We start from the raw sequence: 24208 nt of genomic DNA on the forward strand, positions 1-24208 counted from the left end.
AAAAAAAGCAGAGCACTTGGCTCTGCTTTACTATCCTCTTATCCCTTAGAGGCATCAAGTCTATCAGCGCGAGTTAGCCCGCACTTTTTACAGTTACAAACTCTGGGTAAGCATCGATACCACAGTCAGATGCATCCATACCGTTATATTCTTCTTCCTCAGAAACACGGATACCCATGGTCATCTTCAGTACAAACCACACCGCAAACGACGCGCTAAATACCCATGCGAAGATAATCGCTGCACCCGTTAATTGCGCCGTGATAGTAGCGTCGGCATTTGATAACGGCACACACATTAAACCGAGGAAACCCGCTACGCCGTGTACAGAGATTGCGCCGACTGGGTCATCAATCTTAATTCTGTCCAAACCCACGATAGAGAACACCACTAAGCCACCAGCAACTAGGCCAATCACACCCGCCATCAGCAGTGAAGGCGACAGCGGATCGGCGGTAATTGCCACTAAGCCCGCCAGAATACCGTTGAGGATCATGGTCAAATCTGCTTTACCCCAAATCATTTTGCACACAACGAGGGCAGAAATAGCACCAAAAGCGGCCGCGGTGTTGGTGTTCACAAAGACTTTAGCGACAGAGCTAGCGTTAGCCGCATCTGAGACCATTAATTGTGAGCCACCGTTGAAACCAAACCAGCCCATCCACAGAATAAACATCCCTAAGGTCGCCATTGGCAGGTTAGAGCCTGGGATTGGGTTGACTTGGCCGTTAGGGCCATATTTGCCCTTACGAGCACCGAGCAGTAACACCCCAGCGATAGCCGCCGCAGCACCTGTCATGTGCACAATCCCGCTACCTGCAAAGTCAACAAAGCCCAAGCTAGAGATAAAGCCTTTACCCCAAGTCCAGTAGCCTTCAACAGGATAGATAATGCCTGTCATCACCACGGAGAAGAACAGGAAAGCCCATAACTTCATCCGTTCAGCGACGGCGCCAGAGACAATCGACATCGCCGTTGCCACAAACACCACTTGGAAGAAGAAGTCTGATTCTAAGGCATGGTTTGCATCGCTAGCTTGTGAGCCAATCAGCGTACCGAGTGAAGGCAACCAGCCACCTTCAGCATTGTCGACGTACATAATGTTGTAGCCAACCAATAGGTACATCACACAGGCAATCGCATATAACACCACGTTTTTAGTTAAAATTTCGGTGGTATTTTTAGAGCGTACTAGGCCGGCTTCGAGCATGGCAAAACCCGCTGCCATCCACATAACTAAGGCGCCAGAAATCAAAAAATAAAAGGTGTCGAGTGCAAAGCGCAGTTCAGAGACTGTCACGCCTAATTTTGTTAGTTCTTCCATCTTCCGCCCCCTATAGCGCTTCAGTGTCGAGTTCACCCGTACGAATACGGATGGCATGTTCTAAGTCGATAACGAAAATCTTGCCGTCACCAATTTTTCCCGTATGAGCCGCAGTGGTAATCGCCTCTATCAGCATGTCGAGATTTTCTGCTTTAGTGGCAATTTCTAGTTTTACTTTTGGCAAAAAATCCACCTGATACTCAGCGCCACGGTACAACTCTGTGTGCCCCTTTTGACGGCCAAAACCTTTAACCTCGGTCACCGTCATCCCCTCAATACCAATTCCGGCGATAGCTTCACGGACATCATCCAATTTAAATGGCTTGATGATAGCGCTGACTAGTTTCATCCTGACCTCCAAAAAAACGCGATTGTTATTAACTTGTAGCCAAGATGATTCAATCATTAGGCCAGAATTTTAATTTATTGATTTAAAAGAAATAATAAAGAATACACTTGAGTTAGCCGATTAAAAATGCACCAGACTTGTGCAAGCGTTGAGGCAGCGCACTCTTTTAGTGAGCAATTTAAGTGCACGGCATATTCGACTTTTGCCCTATTGGTGAGGCTGCTCAATTAGGGTTTACTAACAGTGTAAAAACACACAATTCACAAAATAAGCAGAGCAAACGCTAAACGATGCCTTTATTCCACCCGCGCAGAAGGAATACCCGATGTTAAAACCCGAAGAATGTGTACTCGTTATCGTCGATGTGCAGGGAAAGCTCGCTCAGATCATGGATAACTCAGCCAAGCTTCATCAGCAGTTGAGTACACTAATCCAAGGCGCGCAGCTGTTTGAAATTCCTATCCTTTGGCTCGAACAATTACCCGCCAAACTAGGCTCGACCACTGAAGAGTTAAAAACCTTACTCGAAAAAACGGGCTCGCCCATTGCCAAGCAACACTTTAGTGGTTGGTATTGTGATGAATTTGCTAATGCGTTAACCCAAACTCGGCGGAAACAGGTGTTGCTCGCGGGGATAGAAACCCATGTTTGCGTATACCAGACTTGCCGAGATCTGCTCGATCAGCACTACTCAGTGCATGTCGTCGCCGATGCCGTTTCTTCCCGCAGCGTTGACAATAAACAACTGGGCATTCAAATGATGACCGCCAAGGGAGCCACGTTGACCAATGTGGAGTCACTGTTATTTGAACTGCAACACGAGGCCCAAGGCGATCGATTTAAAGCGCTGATTAAGTTGATTAAATAAGACGAGAAGAGAGCTTGTTCAAGCTCTCTTTAGCGGGTCAAAACGCGGCGACACAAACAGCAAATTTGGCACTATTGGCATAACTGCGAAAGCTATAACCGCTGGAGGCGACCGAGATAATGCCGACCTCGAATTCGGTCTCATACACTGTGCTGGACCAAGAAGGGATTGTCGAGCTCCACTGCGCACGTTGGTAGGCTGCACGACTCTCGCCATCCCCATAGAGGGTATTTAACTCCTGCTCCGTTGGCCTGCGCCAATTGTCTTTACCAGCAAACTCGATTGAGGCCAATTTTTGGCACCAGCGGTCAAACTGACCGTTAACACCAACCTTGGCCTCATTGCCCTTGGCCGCTTCGGTGCCGGGTAAGATAACGCCCTTACCGTCCTGACGAAACTGCGCATATTCTCCTCGGCTTGGGCCAAACACAAATTCCTCCTGTACATTAAATGTCATCGCATAGGAATCGCCACTGTTGTCGGCATCATCTTGTTTTAAGTAACCCAAGGCGTTCATCACCGCGATAGAAGGCGAACTGCTAAACCATTTAGTTTGGCGATCACTTTTATCGTAAAGTGCTTTGATTTTTAAGCAGTTGGCTGATGCCAGAGTGCGGTCATTATTGTCTAAGCCGCCATCAAAGCTAGTATCGATTGGCGTACCTTCGACATGGCCGCACAGGGGAATTTGCTCTTTTTGGCGACATTCAGTGAGTAAAAACAACAGCACTATGGCTGTGCCGAAAACGGCAATTTTGGCGGGATTAATCATCACAACAAACCTAAATCCAGTGTTGATAAAAGACAGCTACAGGCAACCTTAATGGCATTCGCATCAGGGAATTGCCTTAAGCGAATGACCAATAAAGCTATAACGCCTTAATCACAGGCTCCTGTACCAGCAATTGATCGTTTTTGTAGACATAAAGTCTACCCACAGGACTCTCTTCGGCGCTGAGCACTATCACATCGCAAACATAGCGATAGGGACCACTTTTAAACTGGAAGGAATGATTACCGCCAGTTCCCTCGCGCACCAATTGACCCTTTTTGAGGACTAAATCAGGTTTCTCGCTTAGGGATTTACCCTTTGCCCAAGCGGCATAACGGTATTGGTTATTATCGATGGCATCGACACGTATGGTAAATCGCGCGGTTTCCCACGCGAGTACTGGGCTAGCAAATTCGCGCACACTCTCGTGTAGCATCAATTTTTGCTGCGCGATTAGCTCGTCTCTTAATTTGGCTTCCTTTGGGCTTTGATAATTAATGCCCGAGATTTTGCCATCAAAGTCCAACCAGACACTGCCGTGATCGAGCATAATGCCGCGCCAGCCCATAGTCTCCCAGTTGTTCTCTGTGGTCGAATTGGCAATTTGACTCAGCAACTTGCTATCAAAGACTTGCTGGAATCTCGTCAGCATTTGCTGTGGATTTTGTATATCGGGGAGCGGATATTCCCGCTTGAGAGGATAAGCAATCTGCTTGGCAATCGCCTGACGATCACCCGCCTTGGCCGCATCAATCAAAGCTTGCACCTGCGGCACATATTCCGCTTCTAGTGCGGCCAAAGCCTGTGGCGCAAGGCTTAGACTCCCCAGCAGCAAGCCTGCAAAAAGCCCTAAGCGCGAAAGTCGATGAATACCTGAATATGTTCGAGAAGACAGAGCATGAGGCATGGCTTATTCCTTTAACGTCAAAAACATCCAAATTAAGACTTGGCAAGGATAGCATAGCTAAGGTGGGATAAACATAAACAATCCCACCCAAGCCTATGTGTTAAAAGCCTAATTACAGCCTCGCTCCCAGTATCTTAAGCCAACAGCAAACTAGAGACTATCGCTACCGCCACCGACATAAAGATCACCCCAATTATCCCATCGATGATAGGCGTGAGTCGTTGCAGCTTTTGCTGCACCTTGACTTTTGAGAGCATCAGCGCCAAAAAGCCAAACCAGAGCAGTGACAACACAAATAACATCAACGCGGCAGCAAATTTAGTCACAGGTGTCACGCTCGGGGTGATCAGGGCGGAGAACAAGGTGATAAAAAACACTAAAGCTTTGGGATTCAATAAATTGGTATAAAGCCCCCTCATAAAACTCTGTTTAGGAGTTAAAACGTTGACAGTGCCCGCCATGGGCATATCAATGCTGTGTTCTGAGGTTGTTGCAAACCCAGAGGAATAGCCACCCTCACCGTTCAATGCGGTTTTGGGTTTACTGAAAAAAGCCACCACTGCCTTAAGCGCGCCAAATCCCATCCACGCCAAATACGAAGCGCCCAGCAATTGCACTAACAGATACAAGGTATGGGAGCTTTTAATCACTAAGCTGACGCCAGTTAAACTCAAAATGGTATGGGCTAAAATTGCCACCGATATTCCCGCCGCCGTGGCAATTGCGGTGTTTCGCGACTGCGACGTGGCAATCTTCACCATAATGGCGAAATCCGGCCCTGGGCTGACTAAGGCTACACAATGAATAACAGCTAAGGTGACTAACAGGGATACATCCATCAATAGGGCTCCGCAAAAACAGATAAGAACGTCAGTATGCCCAAGCCTGTAGCACCTGCATTGTAAGAAATTGCACGCGGTTAATTTACCGAGACAAATTATACCAATCTTATTAAAGCATACGGCGCTGGAATTGGACGGGAGAGAGTAAAAAGGCCTGCTTAAACGCCTTATTTAGATGACTCTGGTCGAAAAAGCCTAACTGCTGCGCCACATCTGCCACCAGTGCGCCATGGGTTAAGGACTTTTTCGCTAACTCTAATCGCACCCGCTTTAGATAGGCATGGGGTGTCATCCCCGTCGCCAGTTTAAATTGGCGTAAAAACTGAAACTTACTCAGGTTAACCTCATCGGCCAACGCCTCAAGTTGAGTGTTTTGCCACGGCTCATCGTGAATTTTCTGTTTGATACGATTTAACTGCTGCCATGATAGCCCCCGATCCTGCTCCAGCTTAAGTACTCCTGCCGGATGGCGCGTTAATAACAACTGCATAAAGTTCAGCAGATGCGACTCGGCCGCAAGCTCAGAGCATTGACCTTGGATAAGCACATCATGCAGCTGGATAAAGTATTGATATAAAGCAGGATCATCCACCATGGGTGTACTAAAAAAATGTGCCTTCAGCCCTAACTCTTGGCTGATGCCATGCATATATTCCACCGGGATCGACATTACTTTAACCCGATACCCTTCGGCATCATGGCTTTGCCCATCATGGGTTTCATCGGGATTAAGGGTCGATAAGCCGTGTTGCCCTAACTGATAACGGCTGCCTTTATTGATAAATTGCTGCACCCCTTGAGTCACCACGCCTAAGTGGTAATCCAGATGCACGTGTTTATCAAAACTGAAATGCGTAAATTCCGCCTGACTCAGTTCAATGCCCGAAAGGCTGGGATGGCGCCAGTAATTGATATTTTCAACGGGAGTCACACGGCTCATAGGACAAGCTTAATCTCACAGGGCAAAGACAACTTTAGATATTACTCATTCTAGCCGCCGAGATCTTGGCTCGAATAGTAAATTATTGCAGCGCCCTCCCCAAAAAATGCCAAATGGCGGATGAGTGCGAATGACTGCCGTGGCCGTCTTACGCCTCAATGGCATGGCCTTCGCTATTATAGAAGCCACTGCGACCGTGTTCGATAACGCTTTAAACCACAAAGCAAAGTAATTGTGTTAGTTCAATAAAGTAGTTGTTTTAGTTCAATGTTAGTTATATCAGCGGGTAATGCCAGTGAGATCACATGGTATAACGGCTCACGATCGTGCTTGATGTTTAACGCCCGAAAGTCACCCTTGCGCTAAGTGACAGAGCACTTTCAACGGAGAAATAATGCAAATACTCGCCATTGGGAGCCTATTGTTCAAAGGTGGTGTTATCCCTTTAAATAACTCTGAGTAGTGTCATCTGCCAGCGTTGCTCCTTATTAGCATTGTTCACTTGGTATTGGCTGTTAAGTGGCTTGCCTTAAACGTTGCACATTGGGCATTCACCTAGTTGGTAGAAGAAGCGGTAACGGGAGTGGCTAATGCCGTGATTAAACTTCAGGAGATAACGGCAGCGATCCGTTTAATATTCATCACCAATTTTAGTATTGAGTGTTTGAGGGTATCCACTTAAAGGGCACTGACATCCTCAATGTCTAACATGACTAACTATCTTGATTTTAAAAATATTTTATTTGAGCTAGATGTCGAAATGATGATGTTAAACAGAATAGAAACGCTAAGTTTATCCTAGGTGCGGAACAAACTTAGCGTATCGGTTGGCGCTAGCAATGGTCACTCGGTCACTCAAGTTAGAAACGATAACTGACACTCACCCGCACCATGCGCGGCTCAACAGGATGATAATGCAAGTCTTCCACGCCTTCTGCTGGCTCACCCGCTAGGCGAGACTCGTAGAAATAATCGATATCGTGGTCTTTGCTATCAAATATATTCAATAGCTCGAGCTTAGTATCGAAGCCAGATAACTGATAACCCAGGGCAAGGTTCACTAAGGTAGTGTCATCGGCTTTATGCTCATCAAAACTATCGAGAATTCGCTCACCTAAATATCTCAGCCTGACACTGGTATACCAACCATCGGCATCGGGACGGTAGGTAATGCCCGCACTGCCAACAAAGGGCACTGCGCCATCCACATATTTGCCTTCATCGAGTTCATTTTCGGTAAAACGGGCACGGGTCCAGGCCAGTTCCATATCCAAACTCAAATCATCGTTAAGCCAATAATAGGCTGTGACTTCAACGCCGTAACGCTCAGAGGCGCGGCTTGGTTCGGTATTGCCCGCATCGCCAACGAAGAGTAGTTCAGAGTCGAGTTCCAAATACCAAAGCGCGGCGGAGAAGTTAATAAAGTCGCGATCATAGTATTTGACGCCAAACTCGCCACCATTGGAGCGCACTAACAAATCGACCTTTTCAACCGGATCGCCCGTGACTGGGTCGACCTTAATGGTTGCGCCGCGGGCATCGTTAGAATGCAATCCTTGCCCCGCATTCATATAGAGTTCCAGATTATCGTTCACTAGGTAGGAAGCGCCCGCCTTTAAGCTCAACATACCATCGGAAGCATCACCGCTGTTGAGGGGATTATCACTATCGACCTGCACATCGAAATAGTCGTATCTCAAGCCTAAATTCAAACGCCATTGGTCAGCAGGCAACCACTCCAGCTTGCCAAACAATCCCGTAGAGAGTTCCTGCACTTCATCGAGTCTCACAGTGCTGAGGCGTTCCCGTGCTTTGGTGTTATATAAACCCACGGCACCAATATCGTCGTAGCGCACATCGGCACCTAGACTGTAATTGATTTGTGTCCCCGCCAGACTCATTTGCCAGTCGCGTTTAATATCGCCGCCCCAAATGGTGCGCTCATCGACCTGCTCAAATTCATCGCCATTGATGGGATCGTTTAAGAAGTAGGTAAAGTTTGAAAACAGATCCATGGTTGAGCGGATGGCATAGGCATTGGCCTGCCAGTTGCCAGCGTCATAATTCGCCGAAATGCTATAACGACTGGCCTCACCGCCCACATCAGTGTCGAGTGAACCGTAAAAATCAATCAGCCCAGACTCCACCGCCCGCGCCGGAATTTGATCCGCCGAATTCCAGCTATTGTCGTAGGCCATCATAGTGAGGCTAAAGTCCCCGCCATTAAGCTTGGTAAGATAGCGGCCTACCACATTGACCTTGCTGACATCTTCCTTAATATCACTCCAAGGACCATCGTAAGCCTGTAATTCTGTTCCTAAAATAAATCGGCCGGCCTCGGTCTTCATATCCTGAGTCGCCACCAGCCGTTGATAACCGTATTCCCCTAAGGTCACCCCAACTTGGCGATAAGCGAGTTCATCGGCGAGCAGAATTTGCGCCGCACCCGCGCCGGAAAAGTCTGCCACTTCAGGATAATATGCTCCTTTGGCGTAACGGATTTCCCCTAACAGCTCGGGGATTAAAAAGTTAAGATCCGTATACCCTTGCCCATGCCCGTGAGTCCGCATATTGACCGGCATACCTTCGACACGGGTATTAAAATCTGTGCCATGGTCTAAGTTAAAACCTCGCAGAAAATACTGATTCGCCTTACCCGAACCACTGTGCTGAGTGACTATCATCCCGGGGACAAACTCAAGGATCTCCCCTGTGCGCAGTAGCGGGCGACTTTCGATTTCCGCCGCCCCCACAATCCCTTCAGACGCCGAAGTACTATGGCCTAAGGTATTAATTTGCCTGCCACGCACTTCTAAACGCTCGATTTTATCCAGATCATCAGCAAGTGCTGTGGCCGATAAGCCGCTAAGTGGCAATAAACATAGGCCAGTTAAATAGGCTTTAGCTGACCGTGTTTTTAAAACGTGTTGTTTTAGTTTCATTGAGTGTTTCCCGAGTCAACGAGTTGATGACGCGGATTTAACACGGTCTTCACAGCACAAAAGCGGATCTAGCTCAAACTCCAGTGAGAGAAAAATCGCCAACGACATTTATCTGTCAAATTTATGTGCTGAGTCGCACATTTTTATCAACAAAAGGACAATTTGTCCGCCATCAGATCACATTTTGTTGCCGATATTGAGGTTTTTCACCGTTCGAAGAACAAGGGAGAATAAAGCTAAGCCAGTGAATTAGGATGGCTATACTCTATATAACCAGAGCTCACTATGCGTACGACAGAGTGCCTTGATATGCGCAAAAATCTGCGCATTCAGTCAGAAAAAATTTTTCTTTTCAAAATAATCATTTATAGCATTTATTTAGTTTGTTGAGTTTAGATTTTTCGACACTAGGGCGTGTTATATATTCCATATTAAAGGGAGTGAGTATGCCGCTTAGGAACCTTGCCAGTATATCCAATATGTTAATTGGAATTATCTTTTGCTTAAGCGCCCAAGCGAGTGAAACCACACCGTCACCAACAGGGACAACTGTAACGGATAAGCCCATATTTACTATGGCGTTTTATGAGGATCCTGAACATAGCTTTTACTTTAAATGGGCCGAACTCATTTATAGCCATGCATTAGAGCAACTGGGTTATCAATTTAGTTATGAACTCGTACCCGCAATTCGAGCCAGCAAAATGCTGGAGTCGGGTAAAGTCGATGGCGAACCCGGTAGAGTGTTCAACTATGGCGATAAAGTACAACATGTGATTAGGGTTGAAGAACCCATTATCGAAACACATTTAATCGCCTTTAGTAATAATCCCAATATCAAGCTTACTGATTGGCAATCACTAACCGCAGCAGACTATAAGGTTGAATATTACCGAGGCATATTGCGAGTAGAACAAATCCTTAAAGCGCTTATCCCAGAAGCACGGCTTAGTGAATCATCTTCACCCATTAACTCATTTCGAAAATTACTTCACGGCCGGATTGATATCTACATCGATTCAGAAATAAGTTCACAACTCCTTCAGCAAACTCCTGAGTTTAAAGATGGCCTGATAAAACCGATAGCGACCTTGGAGGCAGTCACAAGCTATGGTTATTTAAACGAGCGCCATAGCCAACTGGCTATAAACCTTGCTGCACAACTCAAAAAAATGAAGCAGCAGGGTTTATTTGAACTTTACAAGCAACAAGCGCAAGCAAGTATTAGCAGTAAGCAAAACAAATAATCACTCACCACGAATCACGCCACGATTTAAGCCTCTAGCTTGCGATTAACTTACGCCACCTCAACAGATCACGAATACATTCGTAACTGGGGAATAATGCGGTAACCAACAGGGCATGACTTAACCATTTATCTAACTGTTGCACTGTAAAAAGACCATTTAAGTCAGATCCTTGAACCTGTAACAATGGCGAGTTAAAGGCCAGAAAAACAAGAAATAACGCATAGGCTAGATTAATCCCCATATTCGTTAGCAATAATGTTGCCGTCCACACCTGACGGCGCAGTTGCCAAAAACTATTCAAAATAGACAGCAAAATAATGGGGCTAAACCATTGCAGCAATTGCTGCACATTAACACTGAAGATAACTGAACGTGCCGCTAGTTGCTCGGCACTCATCCAGATACTACTCCAAATTACCAAGAGCAAAAAAAGATAAGTCGCTAGATCAGAAAATACGTCACTAAAGCGGATATGCTGCCAAGAAGGCGCCACTTTGGGCAGTTGTTGCGGTTGCCAGTCTTTACTACAGCCAGCGGAAATTGATTTTCCCTGAATTGAAAAACTCCAAAATGACAACACAATTACCGTAAATGCAAAGCAAGCATCACCGATAAAGCCATGGACAATATGCAGCAGAAATCCTAATAAACTCCCTTCAGTCGCACCAAGCCATTGGGTCGCCCCACCAATCACCTGCAATACAAATAAGACGCCCAGCACCATATACAAGGTGTACTTAAACAAAGAGATATCTTCATTAGCCACTATGGGGCTTGGTGGCACAAATTGCCAGGCGACCTGTGCCGGATGTCCCATTTGCTTTAACACTGCGGCGATTTGTGATTCCGACAGCTCACCTTGTTCAGCAAGGGCATCCAATTGATCACAGATATTGGCTTTGAGTTCACGACTAATTTCCTGACGTTTATCTTCGGGCAATTCCCGTTGCACAGCGGCAATATAACGGTCAACTAATTCCATATCAGTTTTCCTCAGTATTCTCATCGGTAACCTGCCCTAGCAAAAATGCCAAGGCACCATTAAGTTGCTGCCATTCCTCGGTTAGTTGGCTAAGTAGCTCAGCCCCCGATGATGACAATTGATAGTAACGGCGTTCGCGCCCTTCGGCCTGTCGCCACTCACTTTCTAACAATCCCTGCTCGGCTAAACGGCGCACTAAGGGATACAGCGTTCCCTCGTCGATATCGATACCGCCGTCCTGCAACTGTTTGCGAAGCGAATAACCATAATGGGGTTGTTTTAACAATCCCAATACCGCCAACACTAATACGCCACGGCGTAACTCGAGCCGCATTTTGACTAGCTGTGAACTTGTCATACTCAATTCCTATAATTAACACTGTGCCGTACATACTATGCGGCACACAGCAAATACTATGCGACACACAGTAATATGGCAAGTTTTTAGCGCAAAATTTAGTCAAAACGGTTTGGTGAGTTGTTTTTCAAATCAAATAAACCACAAGGTACTGAGGCCATCGCCCGCACAAAGCAAAGAGCATCAATCGCGATGCCACCCAGATACAAATTGCCAAAAGGCTGTAACTTGAGTAACTTAGCTGGCAGCCTTTTATGCAAGTAAATCCAATTAGGCACAGAATCAACTCATAAGGAAACTATCAATGCTCATGGAGAGAGGCGTTTTAGTACGCTGGAACGATGAAAAGGGATTTGGTTTTATTCAGCCTGATAAAAGTGGTGATCGCGATGTGTTTATCCATATCTCAGTGCTTAAGAAGATGGCGCGAAAACCGAAAGTCGGCGATAGCATTTTATACCAAACAGAAGTCCAGAATGGCGGCAAAATTAAAGCTGTAATCGCTTCAATAGAGGGCGTTGCGGTACTGGCAGCAAACCCCACATCATCATCCGCAAGCCGAACGCCACTGGTCAATCGAGGCAACAAAAGCGCCAATACCAAGAGACCCCAGACCTCACTCAACCGTTTGATTTCAATATTATTACTTGTTGCCATAGCGGGAATTGGCTATAAGGCATTTCAACAAAGGCAAGAAACTATTATTGAGGAAAAACCAGCCACTTATTCCGAACAGCCACAAAGAACAGTCGAACCTCAATTTCACTGTGAAGCAGGTAAAACCCATTGCAGCCATATGCGCTCCTGTGCCGAAGCGACCTTTTACATTCAAAATTGTCCCAACACGCAAATGGATGGTGATGGCGATGGTATTCCCTGTGAAAGCCAATGGTGCAGCTCATCCATGTTGTAACGAGGTAAAACAAAAATGATAAATACGCTTTCGCATTGGATCGATAAGCTCAGCGGAACACAAATAGCAGGACTAATAGTATTCGGCATTATCATACTGACGGTGGGTCTATTTTTCGTAGGCTCATTTATCGGCAGCAGTGCCGTAAAATGGGGATTAATTCCGTGATACTCTGCCTGTCAAACCCCAAATTCGATAGGATTACCCATGCATAATACGGTTATCCTCCCCCTTGAAACACCTGAGCAACTGGATGCCATACTAAAACAATATCCAGCGGTATTACTGCTATTTGGTGCACCAAGTTGTGGCGTGTGCCAAGCACTTAAACCGCAAATCGCCGCTATGCTAGCCAAAGATTTACCCAAAATGCAGCTAGTCTATATCGACTGTGAGGCTCACCTAGAGCTTGCCGCGAGATACAATGTCTTTAGTCTGCCCGTGGTAGAAACAATATTTTATGGCAAAAGCTTTGCGCGCTTTTCGAAGGTGTTTTCCCTTAGCGATCTTAAAGAGGCGATTGCCCGCCCCTATGAATTACTGAATGCAGAATAACTGTCACCAAATAATAAAGAATCATACTGAAATGGCAGCTAACACATCGGTGTACAGCCTTTTCTAAAACATTTATGCCCCAAAGCAATTTAGCACTCCATTTTTCATCAAAACATGGACAAAACATGGACACCCAACCTTAATAGCGAGGTAGCTAACCTCCGACTATGCTTTGGTTAAGCATTGAACAAGGAGGTTTGTATGCCGCGCCCTCGCAGAACTCAGATAAGTCTTGAAGACACGCCCTATTACCATTGCTGTAGCCGCGTGGTGCGGCGGGCATTTTTATGTGGTGATGACAGTTACTCGCGGGATAGGATATCGGGGACAGCCATATCTTTTTGTGTTTTTCAGCACCTTCAACTAGGCTTTAAATTATCCTGATTTTGTCTGTGTGGAGTTTGCTATGACTTCGGCCAGAAGACAGCTAATTGATGCTAATGCAACGCCCTTCTATCATGTGATAAATCGCTGTGTCAGAAGGGCTTTTTTGTGTGGTGAGGATAAGCTCTCTGGACGTAGTTACGAGCATCGACGTGGCTGGATTGTTGATAAAATCAAAGCCTTGTCTACGATATTTTGTATCGATATTTGCGCCTACGCGGTGATGAGTAACCATTACCACTTAGTGCTTAAAATAGATGTCGATAAGGCCAAATCGTTAACGCAAAAAGACATTATCAGCCGTTGGTGCCAAATCACTAAAGGCCATGCAATTGCTACTAAGTATATGAATGGTGATGCTTTAATCGAAGGAGAACGCATGTTACTCGATGGCTTAATTACTGAGTGGCATGAACGATTAAGCAGTATTTCTTGGTTTATGCGTTGTTTAAATGAAGAAATTGCCCGTAAAGCCAATCGAGAAGATGAGTGTAAAGGCGCCTTTTGGGAAGGTCGTTTTAAATCGCAAGCACTGTTAGATGAGCAAGCACTACTGGCCTGTATGATGTATGTGGATTTAAATCCAATCAGAGCAGGCATTGCCGATTCTTTGCAATCCTCTGATTTTACATCGATTCAGGAGCGAATTAACTCGCTAGATTCACCCAAGCGCCCATTAGCTATCTCAACGCCACAAACTGACTCCGCAACCAATCAAGCTCATATTCTTCACAAGTATCTCGTCCAATTCGATGGCGCAGCTCACCAGAATCAGCAAGTGGGCATTCCATTTCACTTTGCCGATTATCTTGAACTGATTGATTGGACAGGCCGCGCCATTCGCCTTGATAAGAAAGGCTATATCGATAACCAGAGACCTAAGCTGCTCCATGAATTAGGTATTGCGCCCGATGCGTGGCTCACATCAGCCAAAGAGTTTCGTCGTCAATACAGTGGCATAAGTGGTCGATGGGATAGCATGTGTGCATTTAAAAAGCAGCATAACAGCGGAAAATGGTGTAAAGGTAAAGCCTCAAGCCAAGCGTTACATCCTTAAGTTGCTCACGACTCAGCGTTTAGGATTATTTTTTTATCCGAAATGGAGGTAATTTCGCGCAAAACATAGCACGCTTTTTGTCCCTTTGCTTTTTACGTACATATTGCAAATGGTTAGTTAAAATTGGCATTGGGGCACCAGTGACCGTTGGCGACATGGCAGCTCATTCACATCCATGTGATCGCTGCATTAGTACATCCTGTACCGCAGATGTCGCCGTCGAGCCTATAGGGATACTTCATGTTAAATAAAGAGGCGGCGTGTCACTGTGGAAACAATGGCAATAAACTTCCTGAGTAGATAAAAGGCTATTTAGCTTTGGTCCCGAAGTGAGCTACAACGGGTATGATACTTTAATACTCGGTTGTAGCTCGATTCGGACTGAGTAGTAGCACTTAGTATGAATCTTTATTTTGGGTCATGTTTAATCTAAAACGGTACTCGCAGGGGTAATTGATTGTTTAGTACAAACTTTATTCCGCTCCTACAATAACGCCATGACTATTTTGATAATCTAAAACCACTGTATGCGATGGGTTTAGCTAAGGTTAAGCTTGGCTGCGCTTGAGTCAGGCTCAACAAGGTTTGAGTTGTCTTTGCCTTACCGCCGCAGCCACAACTTCTTTTAGCACCACAGCATCCGCCCTTGGCTAAATGTTTTAGGGATGCACGCCCCTGTGATGCTTGGGTTAAACGCAAATTCACCTCTTTACTCTGGGCGAGCAGCGTGGCAATCGATAATTGATTATCCCCTCGGCTCACACTGATCCCTGCATCGAGCAGCTTACCAAGCATACGCTCACCAATATGTTGCACCACCACAATGCTGGTGTGCTGGGCACGAATGACATCTAACAAGGCTTTTTTATCTTGGCAATTGCCGCCAAGGGCGGGGTTCGGGATAGAAAGTAAAAGTTGATGATTTTCATCATAAAAATGGACTTGCTGCGCCTTAGTAAAATGACTGGCAAGCCGTCCACGGCTAATAGGCAGGGCGATAATCATATTGGGTCCTTATCGTTTCGAGTCGGTAATTTCAGCACTAACCCTTGAGTAATAGCGGTCGCCACTTTTTGGCGAGCACTGGCGAGGAGATAACCAAAGGTTTGCCGCGAGATCCCCATTTGCGCTGCGGCCTCAAGCTGGCTTAAGCGCTGCACATCACCAAGCTCTAAGGCTTCAAACTCGTCGGCAGCTAAAAGGATCTGGGATAAGTTGGCCGCTGGTATGCCATTAGGTTTAAACAGGCTACAGGGCACACAACTCGATAATTGACGGCATTTTTTGGGTCTTGGCATCTATGATGGTACCTCAAGGGCAAATGTTAGAAAGCAATCGAGCATTGATGCTCCCTTTGAATAGTTTTTGGCGTACGCCAAAAACTATTATGGTCATTTACCACTTTTAAACCGAGGCTGTTATCACAGTTTTACTCACCATGATGATAAGGTTAGGCTCGATAGCTAAGTCGAGTTACACATCGGCACCCTCACTAATCTCAACCGAATAACCTTCTTCCTGCTTGATAAAATCGACAAAGTTTTTAATGGCTGGCAAGGCATCTTCTCTATGGTGGGAGACATAAAGCAATTGGCTAAGATGGTGCTCGGCAATCATATTCAGCGCCCGCATCACCAAAGTGCGATTGATAAAGTCGAGCCCTTGGTAGGGTTCATCCAAAATCAACAATAACGGCTGTTTAATCAATGCCCTGCCTATAAGCAATAGCCGCTGCTGGCCGTAATCCAGTTGTTTAAAGCCCGTGCTGGCAAACTCACTCATATGCAGTATCGCTAGCCATTCCTTCGCCAAATCGACCTGAGGTTTAGTGGGTTTATGGTACAGACCGATAGAATCGTAAAAACCCGATAACAAGACATCGAGCGCCGAACAACTCACTCGGTATTGCAAATGCAAGGCCGATGATACTATGCCAATCCGTTGTTTTATTTGCCAAATACTCTCACCACTGCCTCGTGGACGCCCAAAGAGGGTGATATCGTTACTGTAGCATTGGGGATGATCGCCCAAAATCAGCCCGAGTAAGGTACTCTTACCGCAACCATTTGGCCCGCGCACTTGCCAGTGTTGTCCCGCACTAATCCGCCAATTCACATCTTTAAAAATCAAGCCGCTAACATATTCCACCTTGCCATTTTTAATCTCAACTAAGGGATCAAAGGCTTCGGCATTGTGGCGTTGGCGTTCCATTAACGCCAATAACTCGGCACTGCGGCTGGCGGAAAGTGCATTTAAGTGTGCCATCACAGGGTGACTATGCCACTGCTCAATCGACATGGGTGCGCTGAGTTGATGCACATGCTGACCCGATTTGAGCATATCGCTATTAAACAGTGCCACATGGCTAATGCACGGCGGTAATTCTTCTTGGCGGGAGGTGATGATAAGCAACTGAGTATATTCGGCAATTTCAACTAACAACTGTGATAGGCTAAGTTGATGCTCGCTATCTAACCCAGCGAAGGGGTCATCTAAAATCAATAATTCAGGTTCAGTTGCCAGTGCCCTCACTAACATCACCCGCCGAGTCTCACCAGTCGATAACTGTCTAAATCCTCTTTGCGCTAAGTGTTCGAGTTCCACTTTTTGTAAAAAGGCGCTCAAACGTTCAGTATGCAGACAAGATTCCAGCACTAAGGATTCAACCGTTGAACCATAGTCGAGTTCATCCTTTGCTAGCTCACGTTCAAGTAATGCCTGCTGTAAACCGAGTGACACCCAACCAATTCGCGACGGTAATCCAGATATCTCGCCTTCATCAGGCTGTATATCACCCGCTAATATTCGCCCAAGGAGTGAGCCGCTATAGCTATCGGTCGCAAAAATGGCCCAATGCTGCATCGGCATTAACTGCCAATCTTCAACGACTAGCTGCTCATTACCACGACCGTAGCGCAACCCTTTTACAACAAGCGTTTTATCCCAGTACGTAGCACTATTCCCCATCCCACTTCCTTAGGTATTCAACCCGATTAACATTGACTCGACTGAATATGCGTAAAATCTATCATGGCATTGATACTACTGAGTAAATAAGCAGAATGGAATGCCAGTCAGCAATCGCTCAAACACTGATTATCCATAAAAATAAAAAAGCCCACCCCGACGAAAACGCGCGGATGGGCTTGAGGTTAACCACTCACTTTAGATGTCGAAGCGATCAGCGTTCATGACTTTATTCCACGCTTTCACAAAGTCTTGCACGAATCTGTCTTGGCCATCTTGTGCACCATACACTTCAGCCACGGCGCGCAGTTCAGAGTGAGAGCCGAAGATAAGATCGACTGGGGTTGCTGTCCACTTAAGCTTACCGCTCTTACGGTCTTGTCCCTCGTAAATGCCCTCTTGTTTGGCTGACTTGCTCCACTTAGTCGACATATCGAGTAAGTTAACGAAGAAGTCATTGCTCAGCACGCCAGGCTTATCGGTAAATACACCGTGTTTAACGCCAGCACTATTGGCATCCAACGCACGCAAACCACCCACCAGCACCGTCATTTCGGGCACGGTCAGATTAAGCATATTGGCGCGCTCAATCAGCATCTCAGCGGGAGAAAGACTGCTGTCTTTTGAGTAATAGTTACGGAAACCATCGGCCGCAGGTTCAAGCACAGCAAATGAGTTCACATCGGTTTGTGCTTGTGTGGCGTCCATTCGCCCTGGGGTAAATGGCACCGAAACCGTCACTCCCGCCTCTTTCGCGGCTTTCTCAACCGCGACGCTACCACCCAGCACAATCACATCCGCTAAGGAGACTTTTTTGCCGCCCTTGAGCGAACCATTAAAGTCTTTTTGGACTTTCTCAAGCTTAGCCAATACTTTAGCTAACTCTTTTGGATTGTTGGCCTGCCAGTTCATCATAGGCTCTAAACGAATGCGCGCGCCATTTGCCCCGCCACGCATATCGGTATCACGGAAGCTACTGGCCGACGCCCATGCGGTTCTCACCAACTCAGGAACTGTTAACCCAGATGCTAAGATCTTATTGCCTAAGGCTTTAATATCGGCGTTATCGATAAGCGGATGGTCAAGGGCAGGAATAGGATCTTGCCAAATCAGCGTTTCTGCTGGCACATCGGCACCTAAATATCTCGCTTTTGGCCCCATATCGCGGTGAGTTAACTTAAACCACGCCTTAGCGAAGGCTAGCTCAAACTCTTTAGGATTTTTCAGGAAACGCGTGGTGATTTCGCGATAAATAGGATCTTCCTTCAACGCGATATCACTAGTGAACATAATCGGCGCGTGGCGCTTATCCGGTAAATGGGCATCAGGTACCAGATTTGCCGCCTTATCATCGGCTGGCGTCCATTGGATATGGCCCGCTGGACTCTTGGTTTGTACCCAGTCAAAGGTATACAACCAGGTTAAATATTCCATAGTCCATTTCGTTGGGTTGGATGACCAAGCCCCTTCCAGACCACTGGTAACAGTGTCTTCAGAGTGGCCTTTACCACATTTGTTTTTCCAGCCTAGACCTTGCTCTTCAATGCCTGCTGCGGCCGGATCGGCCCCCACGCATTTTGCAGGATCGTGCGCGCCATGCGCCTTACCAAAGGTGTGACCACCGGCGATTAAGGCAACGGTTTCTTCGTCATTCATCGCCATACGGCCAAAGGTATCGCGGATTTCCTTTGCCGATGCTAAAGGATCAGGCACCCCGTTCGGGCCTTCTGGGTTAACGTAAATTAAGCCCATTTGGGTCGCGCCCATAGGTTTAGCCAATTCGCCCTTTTCGTTGCGTCTTTTACTATCGAGCCACGCTTTTTCTGAGCCCCAATTGACCATTTCGGCTTCCCAGTCGTCTTCACGACCACCCGCAAAACCAAAGGTTTTAAAGCCCATCGACTCTAATGCCACGTTACCCGTTAGCACCATCAAGTCGCCCCAAGACAGCTTGCTGCCGTATTTTTGCTTGATGGGCCACAACAGACGGCGCGCCTTATCTAAACTCACGTTATCCGGCCAGCTATTTAAGGGTTCAAAACGTTGTTGGCCACCCGCAGCACCACCGCGGCCATCAAAAATCCGGTATACGCCCGCGCTATGCCACGCCATACGGATAAAGAAAGGCCCATAGTGACCATAATCGGCGGGCCACCAGTCCTGAGACTCTGTCATCAAGGCTTTGATATCTTTTTTTACCGCATCGAGATCTAAGGTTTTAAAGGCTTCGGCATAGTGATAATCACTGCCATAGGGATTGGATTCAATCGCATTTTGACGTAATGGACTGAGATTTAATTTTTCAGGCCACCAAAATTGATTACCTGTGACTTGCTCTTGCGCTGTGGCCGTTCCCGCCCCCAATGCGAGAGACATAGCCAAAGTTAACGCCGATAGCGTAGGAAGGGTGTTTATTTTCATGATAGTTACCTAGTTTCGTCCTGTTCGGCCCATTGATTTGTATTAACAATGAGCCATCCGCTTGCTGTTTGACGGCATACAGCAATCCTTATCGTTGTGTTACTCCAAGGCAAAATTGTCATATGCCGTTAACACAACCGAGATTGCAGTCTAATGACAGGCTTCTAAGTAATTGAAACGATTAATACCGATGAATGGAATCGCGAAAATAGATTAACGATGGTTAATTTATGAAAGCATTAAGAAAGTTGCCGCTTACCGAAATCCATACTGTATTAGTAGTCAACTTATAGGGAATGACTATGGTATAAAATTGTTCATCCAAAAGGTTTAGCTATCTGTGATAGCATAGCGGCCGTTTTCCGTTAACGTTGATAAGGTATTGCAATGAATCCGATTATTGCCATCTTAAAAGAACACAATGTCACTGATGCAAAAATTAACGAGCTTTTTCAAGCATTAACCGATAATCCCCTGATGGCGATGGGCATTATTGGCCAGCTCGGTATTCCACCTGAAAAACTGCAACAACTGATGGCTCTGGTAATGCAAAACCCTGCCGTGATTAAAGAAGCGGTACTCGAGCTGGGTTTAGATTTCGCCAAGGTTGAAGCCGCTAAAGCGCAGCTACAAAAGTAATTTATCCCAGCCAATCGGCTTATAAAGGCAAAGCAGCATTGGCTTTGCCTTTTTATTCAAATTGTTATCTCTACCCTTTCACACTGCTACATAAAGATATAAAAACCTTATCGCCTCTCGCGGACAATATTTGCTAGAGTGTTGCAACACGCCATCATAACCAAAAGTGATTGAAAGGAATCAAGATGCGCCCACCTATTCGTCTATTTGCACTTCTCTTGCCCCTATTGTTGTTGGGTTGTCAAAAGCAAACTCAAGCGCAACATGCACAAGGTATGGACAAACCCGCCGAGCAAACGAGTTCACAAACAAGCACGCCTCAAGCAAGCACAGCAGAGATCAATCCGCTCAATATGGATAAGCGCGAAAGTCAGCAACAGCAAGCGGCTAAACAAGGTGTTAACAAGCCAAGTATTTCACCTAAAGGAGAAGGTATGATGCTGCAAGGCACTGTAAGATATCTCAATTTAGAAGGGGGTTTTTGGGGAATTATCGCCGACACCGGCCAAAAAATATTGCCTAAAAATCTGCCGCAGGAATACCGCAAAGACGGCATACGCTTAAGTTTCAGCGCCCAGGAAATCACCGGCATGATGACGATTCAGCAGTGGGGCAAACTATCAAACTTGAGTGATATCACTGTCATCGGCCAAGTCGAGAGCCAATCGGCCGATCCACGACTCTAACAAGCCTTGGCCTGAGTGTGAGCCGCAAGCTACAGGCAAAAACTCAGGCCACACTTATTGAACATCGAACATCGAGCGAGTAGCATCCCCTCGTTCAGGCAAGGTATCCTAAGTACGCACACATCAGGTGATGGTGCCACATCCGATGGCTCAAAAGATACATGCCACACGGGTCTAACATTAAGACTGCTCCGACATCTTGGCCTGCTCAGCTTGCCACTCTTCAATCACTTCCTTTGCCGCTCTAAAGGCTTCAATGCCCGACGGCATACCGCAATAAACGGTTGAATGTAAGAGTACTTCTTGTATTTCTGCAACTGTGCAACCATTGCGCAAGGCACCGCGAACATGACCTTTTAACTCAGCTGGCGCTTTTAGTGCCGCTAAGGTTGCGATGGTGATTAAACTGCGCGTTTGCAGCGGTAATCCCTCGCGGGACCACACTTCACCCCAACAATTGGCAGTCACTAACGCCTGTAATGGCTGGGTAAAATCCGTTGCGCTGCTAAGGGCCTTATCAACAAAACTGTCACCCATCACAGCGCGGCGCACCTTAAGCCCTTTTTCATATTGCTCTTCGTTCATCTGACAATCCTTTTACTCTACACTCTGACAAGGTTAACTGGCTCAATAGATAATTCCCTTTAAAAACATCATTCACAGGCTTTGCATCGATCACATTATGGCAATTAAAACCTGACCTCAAGGTAAATTCCATATAAGCTATCGCGCATATTCAAGGTAAGAACAATTCTCATTTATAAAAAGGTGATTGATGAAACCATTGCCGCTCAGTCTATGTGCCCTTGCCGTCGCAAGTGCATTGCCCGCTTGGGCAGACGAACAATCTAAACCACTTATTCAAGAAGTAATTGTGGTCTCAGGCTCCCGTATGGAACAAAACATTGAGCAGGTGGCTGGATCTATTTTGGTGATAGATGAACAAGCTATCGAACGCAATATGAGCAATGATTTTGGTAGCCTGTTCCGTAACGAATCGGCTGTCGATATCAAGGGCGGCGCGGGCAAACCGACCTCAGTGACTATTCGCGGGATTGGCGGCAACCGAGTGATGATGGTGAAAGACGGCGTACGGGTAAATAACCAGTATGCCTCGCCGTTAGGCCCAGGTGCTGAAGGCACAGGCCGTGGTTTAACCGAAGTGCAAAGTCTTAAGCAAATTGAAGTAGTTAAAGCCGCTGCATCCACTATGTACGGCTCCGATGCTCTCGGTGGCGTAGTCGTGATGCGCACCAAAGATGCCAGCGACTATCTGCGGGGCGAAGATTATTATGTGTCGCTCAATGCGGGCTATTCAGGCATCAATAACGAGTACTCCGGCGGTTTTACCAGCGCCGCGGCCTATAGCGATTTTGAGAATTTGCTCACCTACCAGCACCGCAAAGGCGAAGAGTTACCTAACTACTTTGATACTCAGCCTGAAAGCGATCTCGTGCAGGACAGCCTGCTATTCAAGAGCAAATACCGCTTTAATGAGCACACCACAGTGCAGCTCACCCTCGACTATCTAGAGCAAACGCTAGAACGCTGGGAAGATAAGCTCAATCGTGCCCAAGTACCGCAGGAGCGGATTGATACCGATCGCGATACCCAAGTGATCAACGGCGCCCTGCAACTGCGCTCCGATAAAGCCACTTACTTACACGATGATTTGACCGTTACCGCCTATTTTGGCCAAACGGAGCAACTCGAACACCGCGATTATTTTGATTTGCGTACCACAGCGCGCCCACTTACCGAATATCGCGACTATGAATTTAAAGATCAGCGACTGGGCCTAACCAGCACCTTCAGCAAATACATAGGCGCAGAGGGATACGGCCATCAGCTCACCTACGGTATGGACTATGAATGGTCCCAAATGATGCGTCATCGCAACAACAATATCGCCAGCAGCGGCGGTGATTGGCAAACCGAAACTCCTTTTACCTTTGCCGATACCGATAGCAACCGTTTAGGGCTATTTCTGCAGGACGATATCACCTTGCTAAATGGTGATTTAAACCTGATTGGCGGCCTACGTTATGACTATTTCCGTAACAGCCCCGACCAACAACAAGCGATGGAAGCAGGTAAAGATCCCGCCGACTTTGCGGTAATGAGCGACACCTTTTGGTCGCCTAAACTAGGCCTCGTTTATAAACTTACCGACAAAGTGAGTGCCTACACTCAATATGCCTATGGCTATAAAATGCCTACGCCCGATCAAAAATGGGGTGAGTTAGAAGTCGATGGCGGCTCGATGACCGATGTGATCATTCAAGCCAACTATGACTTAAAGTCTGAGCAATCCCACACCTGGGAACTGGGTATCCGTGGCAATCATGCAGATACTCAATATGAACTCACCACCTTCTACACCCACGCGGTCGACTTTATTGACTGGCAATATGTCAGCTTTAAACCGCCAGTGTTTGGTCCGGTGATGCAGCCCATGGAGTTCAAATACCAGTACTTCAACCGCGATCAAGTGACACTCTACGGCGCTGAAGCCCAAGCCAACCATTGGCTGACAGATTCTATCGAGCTATGGGGCAATATCTCCTATACCCATGGAACCGATGAAAACGGTCAATACCTTAACAGCGTTAGCCCGCTAAAAGGCAACCTAGGGGTAAATTGGTATAGCGATATCGGTGGAATGGAAACCGACATTGGCGCAGTGGTCCGCTGGGCCGATCAGATGGATCGCACCCACGATATCAACCTGACCATTGATGATATTTGCGTGATGGGCCAATGTATTCCTAAAGAAAGCTTTAACGAAGTCTACAACACCGCCGGTTACGCCGTGTTTGACTTAACCATGGGCCTGCACGTTACCGACAATCTGCATCTGCGTGCAGGGGTGTATAACCTGTTTGATAAGGAATATGTTGACTACGCCGATGTGGCTGGCCAATCCGTGTTCTTACTCAATAGCACCATGAACTTGCAAAAGGATGATTTCACCCAACCTGGGCGTTATTTCAACCTGAGCGTGAATTATCAGTTTTAATTTAAGCTGTTGTACTTGCTAAACATTCCCCGG

22 protein-coding genes are annotated in these 24208 nt (G+C 46.6%); 8 read left to right on the forward strand and 14 right to left on the reverse strand.

Annotated elements, in window-relative coordinates; all coding sequences use genetic code 11:
- Window positions 1-73: 73 nt before the first annotated feature.
- Window positions 74-1324 (reverse strand): ammonium transporter AmtB, encoded by a 1251-nt coding sequence (gene amtB, locus IEY09_RS04345; protein ID WP_037414289.1) that lies wholly within the window; start codon window positions 1322-1324, stop codon window positions 74-76.
- 10 nt (window positions 1325-1334) lie between these two features.
- Window positions 1335-1673 (reverse strand): P-II family nitrogen regulator, encoded by a 339-nt coding sequence (locus IEY09_RS04350; RefSeq protein WP_011071066.1) that lies wholly within the window; start codon window positions 1671-1673, stop codon window positions 1335-1337.
- 325 nt (window positions 1674-1998) lie between these two features.
- Here IEY09_RS04350 and IEY09_RS04355 point away from each other — a divergent pair, with 325 nt between their 5' ends.
- Complete coding sequence (locus IEY09_RS04355) at window positions 1999-2541, forward strand: hydrolase (protein ID WP_037414286.1); 543 nt, start codon at window positions 1999-2001, stop codon at window positions 2539-2541.
- 37 nt (window positions 2542-2578) lie between these two features.
- Here IEY09_RS04355 and IEY09_RS04360 read toward each other — a convergent pair whose 3' ends face one another.
- The 5 genes from IEY09_RS04360 to IEY09_RS04380 all read right to left on the reverse strand — a co-directional run bounded on the left by IEY09_RS04360 (window position 2579) and on the right by IEY09_RS04380 (window position 8944).
- On the reverse strand, window positions 2579-3313 hold the full coding sequence (locus tag IEY09_RS04360) for an Lcl C-terminal domain-containing protein (RefSeq protein WP_188869993.1): 735 nt from the start codon (window positions 3311-3313) through the stop codon (window positions 2579-2581).
- 97 nt (window positions 3314-3410) lie between these two features.
- The gene (locus IEY09_RS04365; protein WP_188869995.1) at window positions 3411-4220 is read right to left on the reverse strand and encodes a hypothetical protein; all 810 of its coding nucleotides are present in this window, start codon (window positions 4218-4220) and stop codon (window positions 3411-3413) included.
- A gap of 134 nt (window positions 4221-4354) precedes the next feature.
- Window positions 4355-5059 carry a LysE family transporter gene (locus tag IEY09_RS04370; protein WP_188869997.1) on the reverse strand — a complete coding sequence of 235 codons (705 nt, stop codon included), beginning with the start codon at window positions 5057-5059 and terminating at the stop codon, window positions 4355-4357.
- Window positions 5060-5171: 112 nt separating this feature from the next.
- Complete coding sequence (locus IEY09_RS04375) at window positions 5172-6002, reverse strand: helix-turn-helix transcriptional regulator (RefSeq protein ID WP_188869999.1); 831 nt, start codon at window positions 6000-6002, stop codon at window positions 5172-5174.
- Between the two features lie 860 nt (window positions 6003-6862).
- The gene (locus IEY09_RS04380; RefSeq protein WP_188870001.1) at window positions 6863-8944 is read right to left on the reverse strand and encodes a TonB-dependent receptor; all 2082 of its coding nucleotides are present in this window, start codon (window positions 8942-8944) and stop codon (window positions 6863-6865) included.
- 446 nt (window positions 8945-9390) lie between these two features.
- Between IEY09_RS04380 and IEY09_RS04385 the strand changes: the two genes are divergently transcribed.
- Window positions 9391-10191, forward strand: coding sequence for a substrate-binding periplasmic protein (locus IEY09_RS04385; RefSeq protein WP_188870003.1), 801 nt, complete (start codon window positions 9391-9393; stop codon window positions 10189-10191).
- Window positions 10192-10225: 34 nt separating this feature from the next.
- Here IEY09_RS04385 and IEY09_RS04390 read toward each other — a convergent pair whose 3' ends face one another.
- On the reverse strand, window positions 10226-11176 hold the full coding sequence (locus IEY09_RS04390) for an HAAS signaling domain-containing protein (protein ID WP_172587277.1): 951 nt from the start codon (window positions 11174-11176) through the stop codon (window positions 10226-10228).
- 1 nt (window position 11177) lies between these two features.
- On the reverse strand, window positions 11178-11534 hold the full coding sequence (locus IEY09_RS04395) for a PadR family transcriptional regulator (protein WP_037414271.1): 357 nt from the start codon (window positions 11532-11534) through the stop codon (window positions 11178-11180).
- A gap of 304 nt (window positions 11535-11838) precedes the next feature.
- Between IEY09_RS04395 and IEY09_RS04400 the strand changes: the two genes are divergently transcribed.
- The 3 genes from IEY09_RS04400 to IEY09_RS04415 all read left to right on the forward strand — a co-directional run bounded on the left by IEY09_RS04400 (window position 11839) and on the right by IEY09_RS04415 (window position 14443).
- Window positions 11839-12447, forward strand: coding sequence for an excalibur calcium-binding domain-containing protein (locus tag IEY09_RS04400; RefSeq protein ID WP_188870005.1), 609 nt, complete (start codon window positions 11839-11841; stop codon window positions 12445-12447).
- Between the two features lie 207 nt (window positions 12448-12654).
- Window positions 12655-13002, forward strand: a complete 348-nt coding sequence (locus IEY09_RS04405; RefSeq protein ID WP_188870007.1) for a thioredoxin family protein — start codon at window positions 12655-12657, stop codon at window positions 13000-13002.
- Between the two features lie 406 nt (window positions 13003-13408).
- Entirely contained in the window at window positions 13409-14443 is a 1035-nt protein-coding gene (locus IEY09_RS04415; RefSeq protein WP_188870009.1) for a transposase, read from the forward strand.
- A gap of 501 nt (window positions 14444-14944) precedes the next feature.
- Here the strand turns inward: IEY09_RS04415 and IEY09_RS04420 are convergent.
- The 4 genes from IEY09_RS04420 to katG all read right to left on the reverse strand — a co-directional run bounded on the left by IEY09_RS04420 (window position 14945) and on the right by katG (window position 19831).
- Window positions 14945-15448, reverse strand: coding sequence for a NifB/NifX family molybdenum-iron cluster-binding protein (locus tag IEY09_RS04420; RefSeq protein ID WP_037414203.1), 504 nt, complete (start codon window positions 15446-15448; stop codon window positions 14945-14947).
- Window positions 15445-15741, reverse strand: a complete 297-nt coding sequence (locus IEY09_RS04425) for a DUF134 domain-containing protein (RefSeq protein ID WP_188870011.1) — start codon at window positions 15739-15741, stop codon at window positions 15445-15447. Before IEY09_RS04425 ends, IEY09_RS04420 begins: the two co-directional genes overlap by 4 nt.
- A 175-nt stretch (window positions 15742-15916) precedes the next feature.
- Window positions 15917-17410 (reverse strand): ATP-binding cassette domain-containing protein, encoded by a 1494-nt coding sequence (locus tag IEY09_RS04430; RefSeq protein WP_188870013.1) that lies wholly within the window; start codon window positions 17408-17410, stop codon window positions 15917-15919.
- Between the two features lie 198 nt (window positions 17411-17608).
- The gene (katG, locus tag IEY09_RS04435) at window positions 17609-19831 is read right to left on the reverse strand and encodes a catalase/peroxidase HPI (protein ID WP_037414206.1); all 2223 of its coding nucleotides are present in this window, start codon (window positions 19829-19831) and stop codon (window positions 17609-17611) included.
- A gap of 387 nt (window positions 19832-20218) precedes the next feature.
- On the opposite strand from katG, the gene IEY09_RS04440 reads away from it, so the two are divergent.
- Complete coding sequence (locus IEY09_RS04440) at window positions 20219-20470, forward strand: DUF2999 family protein (RefSeq protein WP_037414210.1); 252 nt, start codon at window positions 20219-20221, stop codon at window positions 20468-20470.
- A gap of 185 nt (window positions 20471-20655) precedes the next feature.
- Window positions 20656-21156: a hypothetical protein gene (locus IEY09_RS04445; RefSeq protein WP_188870015.1), complete on the forward strand. Its 501-nt coding sequence runs from the start codon at window positions 20656-20658 to the stop codon at window positions 21154-21156.
- A gap of 180 nt (window positions 21157-21336) precedes the next feature.
- On the opposite strand, the gene IEY09_RS04450 is transcribed toward IEY09_RS04445, so the two are convergent.
- Window positions 21337-21741, reverse strand: coding sequence for a carboxymuconolactone decarboxylase family protein (locus IEY09_RS04450; protein WP_188870017.1), 405 nt, complete (start codon window positions 21739-21741; stop codon window positions 21337-21339).
- A 190-nt stretch (window positions 21742-21931) separates the two neighbouring features.
- On the opposite strand from IEY09_RS04450, the gene IEY09_RS04455 reads away from it, so the two are divergent.
- On the forward strand, window positions 21932-24175 hold the full coding sequence (locus IEY09_RS04455) for a TonB-dependent hemoglobin/transferrin/lactoferrin family receptor (RefSeq protein ID WP_188870019.1): 2244 nt from the start codon (window positions 21932-21934) through the stop codon (window positions 24173-24175).
- Window positions 24176-24208: the final 33 nt, after the last annotated feature.

It is taken from the genome of Shewanella xiamenensis (assembly GCF_014647135.1).
GTDB lineage: Bacteria > Pseudomonadota > Gammaproteobacteria > Enterobacterales > Shewanellaceae > Shewanella > Shewanella xiamenensis.

Bases quoted from the DNA above. Each gene is read 5' to 3' on its own strand.
- amtB (WP_037414289.1), bottom strand. From the start codon at position 1,324: ATGGAAGAACTAACAAAATTAGGCGTGACAGTCTCTGAACTGCGCTTT.
- IEY09_RS04350 (WP_011071066.1), bottom strand. From the start codon at position 1,673: ATGAAACTAGTCAGCGCTATCATCAAGCCATTTAAATTGGATGATGTC.
- IEY09_RS04355 (WP_037414286.1), top strand. From the start codon at position 1,999: ATGTTAAAACCCGAAGAATGTGTACTCGTTATCGTCGATGTGCAGGGA.
- IEY09_RS04360 (WP_188869993.1), bottom strand. From the start codon at position 3,313: ATGATTAATCCCGCCAAAATTGCCGTTTTCGGCACAGCCATAGTGCTG.
- IEY09_RS04365 (WP_188869995.1), bottom strand. From the start codon at position 4,220: ATGCCTCATGCTCTGTCTTCTCGAACATATTCAGGTATTCATCGACTT.
- IEY09_RS04370 (WP_188869997.1), bottom strand. From the start codon at position 5,059: ATGGATGTATCCCTGTTAGTCACCTTAGCTGTTATTCATTGTGTAGCC.
- IEY09_RS04375 (WP_188869999.1), bottom strand. From the start codon at position 6,002: ATGAGCCGTGTGACTCCCGTTGAAAATATCAATTACTGGCGCCATCCC.
- IEY09_RS04380 (WP_188870001.1), bottom strand. From the start codon at position 8,944: ATGAAACTAAAACAACACGTTTTAAAAACACGGTCAGCTAAAGCCTAT.
- IEY09_RS04385 (WP_188870003.1), top strand. From the start codon at position 9,391: ATGCCGCTTAGGAACCTTGCCAGTATATCCAATATGTTAATTGGAATT.
- IEY09_RS04390 (WP_172587277.1), bottom strand. From the start codon at position 11,176: ATGGAATTAGTTGACCGTTATATTGCCGCTGTGCAACGGGAATTGCCC.
- IEY09_RS04395 (WP_037414271.1), bottom strand. From the start codon at position 11,534: ATGACAAGTTCACAGCTAGTCAAAATGCGGCTCGAGTTACGCCGTGGC.
- IEY09_RS04400 (WP_188870005.1), top strand. From the start codon at position 11,839: ATGCTCATGGAGAGAGGCGTTTTAGTACGCTGGAACGATGAAAAGGGA.
- IEY09_RS04405 (WP_188870007.1), top strand. From the start codon at position 12,655: ATGCATAATACGGTTATCCTCCCCCTTGAAACACCTGAGCAACTGGAT.
- IEY09_RS04415 (WP_188870009.1), top strand. From the start codon at position 13,409: ATGACTTCGGCCAGAAGACAGCTAATTGATGCTAATGCAACGCCCTTC.
- IEY09_RS04420 (WP_037414203.1), bottom strand. From the start codon at position 15,448: ATGATTATCGCCCTGCCTATTAGCCGTGGACGGCTTGCCAGTCATTTT.
- IEY09_RS04425 (WP_188870011.1), bottom strand. From the start codon at position 15,741: ATGCCAAGACCCAAAAAATGCCGTCAATTATCGAGTTGTGTGCCCTGT.
- IEY09_RS04430 (WP_188870013.1), bottom strand. From the start codon at position 17,410: ATGGGGAATAGTGCTACGTACTGGGATAAAACGCTTGTTGTAAAAGGG.
- katG (WP_037414206.1), bottom strand. From the start codon at position 19,831: ATGAAAATAAACACCCTTCCTACGCTATCGGCGTTAACTTTGGCTATG.
- IEY09_RS04440 (WP_037414210.1), top strand. From the start codon at position 20,219: ATGAATCCGATTATTGCCATCTTAAAAGAACACAATGTCACTGATGCA.
- IEY09_RS04445 (WP_188870015.1), top strand. From the start codon at position 20,656: ATGCGCCCACCTATTCGTCTATTTGCACTTCTCTTGCCCCTATTGTTG.
- IEY09_RS04450 (WP_188870017.1), bottom strand. From the start codon at position 21,741: ATGAACGAAGAGCAATATGAAAAAGGGCTTAAGGTGCGCCGCGCTGTG.
- IEY09_RS04455 (WP_188870019.1), top strand. From the start codon at position 21,932: ATGAAACCATTGCCGCTCAGTCTATGTGCCCTTGCCGTCGCAAGTGCA.